This is a genomic window from Rubritalea sp. (assembly GCF_039830215.1).
GTDB lineage: Bacteria > Verrucomicrobiota > Verrucomicrobiia > Verrucomicrobiales > Akkermansiaceae > Rubritalea.
Map to the genome: position 1 here is coordinate 1 of NZ_JBDOPO010000297.1, position 3,093 is coordinate 3,093.

A 3,093-nucleotide genomic window follows, 5' to 3' on the forward strand; every position below is an offset into this window, starting at 1 on the left:
ACGCTCGATGAGTTGGTGACTCGCGAGGGGTATCAGCATCCATCGGATATGATCCTCAGTATCACCGAAGGGGTCTACGATGACTTCATGCGTGAAAGTTTTGATAACTACGAGCAGCGAAAGCAAGATATTCAACAGCTTATGCAGTACGCGCATGGCTACACGGACATTAACGAATTCCTCTCGCAGCTCTCACTCATGAGCACTGCAGACGGTGAACCAACATCTAGTCGGAAAGAAAAGAATGATGAGAATGCTGTAACACTAAGTTCCATTCACCAAGCCAAGGGGCTCGAGTGGAAAGTTGTTTTTTTGATATGGCTCGCTGATGGTATGTTTCCAATCAAGAAGGTTATTGAAATAGACGATAATCATCAGATGGAGGAAGAACGCAGGCTTTTTTACGTTGCTCTAACACGTGCGAAAGATGAGCTCTATCTTACCTACCCAACTCTCAATCCAAGAAGCTACACGGGTGAAATTATGCAAACTCCATCCAGGTTCTTCGATGACTTCGACCAAAGTCTAGTTGAGCAATGGCAGGTACATAACGAGTGGTAGGCGCCAGTCGCTAAAGAGCTTCGTGACTACGCTGACCTTTATTGATTAGCGTGGTTTGGAAGTAGCCAGCAGATTTAGCGACTGCGCTAGCCTTTGTGAAATCTCTAGCAACTTCACTAGGGTGGTGAGAATCTGATGAGATAATTAGATCAACGCCACCATCGCGTGCTAGCTCTAGGAATGCGCTATCTGGGTATTGCTCGGCGCAAGGTTTGTGCCAACCCGCGGTATTAAGCTCGATGATCGCGCCTGAGCTAGCAATCGCATCAATCACGGGTTCGTAGAAGCGGTTCAGATCGCCATCTGGCTTGTAACCAAATTTCTTAATCAAGTCGGGGTGGGCTAATATATCGAAAAGTCCGCTATCGGCCATGTCGATGTAGCTTTGCCAGTATATTGACCAGACTTGTTCTATGTCGGATTTGGCCCACTTTGAGCCAATCCATTTTGGGTTATCAAAATCCCAGTTTTTTCCATCATTAATGTAATGGACGGAACCGATGAGGTAATCCCAATTGTATCGACTGCGGAGATCGGTGATCCACTTTTCACAATCAGGCAACCAATCGCATTCCATGCCAACGCGCACTGGCATTCTGTCTCCAGCATGAGCCGTGGCTCTATCAATCCAATCGAAATACTCCGGTAGCTGGGAGTTGAGCATTCGCCAGTCATCGAAAAGTGCCTCACCTACGGGTGCGTGATCAGAAATCCCGTATTCCGTCACGCCTGCGGCAATTGCTGCATCGATGAATGCTTCAGGTTCGCCATCAGCGTGCATGCAGAGAGGTGTGTGGGTGTGGTAGTCCGCTGGCATAGAGAAAAAGAGAAATTTATTAGCTTTTTCCTATTGATTTCATATTGAATATCGATTCTTAGCTGTGATGTTATCGACTAGGCGCCAGTTCGAAAGTGAAGCCTTTGAGGTACTCAGTTTCGGGGATTCCAGGGAGTATAGGATGGTCTAGGCGTTGACCGTGATTTTGAATGAGACGAAGGGCGCACTTGGCGTCAACTGATGCTGACACCACGTTCTGCAAGAAGAGTTCTCGTGTAGCGTGGTGAGAGCAGCAATAGGTGGAGAGAATTCCATTACGCGCTAGGATTTTCAGCCCACGGAGGTGGATTTCTTTATACCCGCGCATAGCATCCTTAAGAGTTTTTTTATTGCGCGTGAAGGATGGTGGATCGAGGATAATAAGGTCGTACTCATCTTCACAATGCTTAAGGAAATCGAAAGCATTGTGTTTGATAGCATTGATTTCAACCCCATTGAGCTCGGCGTTGCGCACTGTTGCTGCAATAGCGTTTTCCGACGAATCAACTGCTGTGACGCTTATGGCTCCAGCTTTTGCACAGGCTAGGGCAAACCCTCCTTGGTTACAAAAAACATCAAGAACTCTCTTACCTTTAGCCATTTTTGCAATCGCTGCGTGGGCTTCAAGTTGATCAAGATAGAGGCCGGTCTTTTGGCCATCTAGAAGGTCTACTTCAAAAATAACACCATTGGCTGTCACTGTAAATGGACCAGGGTTTTCACCATGCACGAGCGTTATTTCGGTTTCGATTCCTTCTGCTTTTAGCATTGGTGAGTCGTTGCGAAGAATTATGGTCTTCGGGGCTAATAGCTTAATGATGGCATCAATAATAATCTCTTTGCGCTGATGCATAGCCAGAGTGAGTGTCTGAAGCACGAAGTGGTCACCGTATCGGTCAAGAATCACGCCTGGTAGGGCGTCAGATTCACTCCAAACGATGCGGCAAAGGTTAATATCAATGCTTTCGGCGCGCTCACGTAAGTCAAAAGCTTGCTGAATGCGTCGCTTAAAGAACTCGAGTTCGAGTTTTTGCTTACGCCGAGAAATGCGACGAGCAACAATCTGTGAGTCTGGATTATAAATTGCAGTTCCTAGTGGACGATCTCGGAAATCCTTGAGGGATATGACGTCGCCAGGTTGTGGATTACCAAAAGTTTTTTGGATTTCTGATGAGTAGACCCAGTCGTGGCCATGAAAGATGCGTGCACGTGGTTTTACGATTATTCCAGCCATGATGTTGCTAATATTGAGTGAGTTAAAAGATATTATAATATAGGTCACCACATATTATATTGACGACTATAGAAGGCTAGACGCTAGTTGAACTCTGGTCAATACTTGAGCAGGACCATCAGGAATATTTTCCTCTTGATAGATGAGCTTGATAAAGACTATTCATAGAACACAATATTATGGGACAACAAAGTAATAAAAATATTAAGCGTCGTCGTCGTAAGGAATACCTTCGTCGAAAAAAAATCGCAACATCTACACCGACAGTTTCTATAGCGAAAAAGGTGTCTACTGATAAGCCTGAAACAAAAAAGCCAGCTGCGAAGAAAGCTGTACCAGCAAAGAAATCTGCCAAAAAACTAGCTAAAAAAGCTGCGACAAAGAAAGTAGCAAAGAAAGTAGCAAAGAAGGCCGCTAAAAAAGCTGTAAAGAAGACTGAAGAGTAGTCTATATTATTTATAGTGAATTTAAAAAAAAAAGC

The 3,093-nt window shown here is 45.0% G+C and carries 4 protein-coding genes; 2 read left to right on the forward strand and 2 right to left on the reverse strand.

Translation table 11 applies throughout. The annotated features are described in order from the left end of the window. Positions 1–561: ATP-dependent helicase (locus ABGY95_RS09820; protein WP_347441504.1), on the forward strand; the 561-nt coding region annotated here is incomplete at its 5' end. A 10-nt stretch (positions 562–571) separates the two neighbouring features. Here ABGY95_RS09820 and ABGY95_RS09825 read toward each other — a convergent pair. After that, positions 572–1,378, reverse strand: coding sequence for a histidinol-phosphatase (locus ABGY95_RS09825; RefSeq protein ID WP_347441505.1), 807 nt, complete (start codon positions 1,376–1,378; stop codon positions 572–574). Positions 1,379–1,448: 70 nt separating this feature from the next. Then, positions 1,449–2,612 carry a class I SAM-dependent rRNA methyltransferase gene (locus ABGY95_RS09830; protein WP_347441506.1) on the reverse strand — a complete coding sequence of 388 codons (1,164 nt, stop codon included), beginning with the start codon at positions 2,610–2,612 and terminating at the stop codon, positions 1,449–1,451. Positions 2,613–2,791: 179 nt separating this feature from the next. On the opposite strand from ABGY95_RS09830, the gene ABGY95_RS09835 reads away from it, so the two are divergent. After that, complete coding sequence (locus ABGY95_RS09835; RefSeq protein ID WP_347441507.1) at positions 2,792–3,058, forward strand: hypothetical protein; 267 nt, start codon at positions 2,792–2,794, stop codon at positions 3,056–3,058. Positions 3,059–3,093 lie beyond the last annotated feature (35 nt).

Bases quoted from the DNA above. Each gene is read 5' to 3' on its own strand.
- ABGY95_RS09830 (WP_347441506.1), bottom strand. From the start codon at position 2,612: ATGGCTGGAATAATCGTAAAACCACGTGCACGCATCTTTCATGGCCAC.
- ABGY95_RS09835 (WP_347441507.1), top strand. From the start codon at position 2,792: ATGGGACAACAAAGTAATAAAAATATTAAGCGTCGTCGTCGTAAGGAA.
- ABGY95_RS09825 (WP_347441505.1), bottom strand. From the start codon at position 1,378: ATGCCAGCGGACTACCACACCCACACACCTCTCTGCATGCACGCTGAT.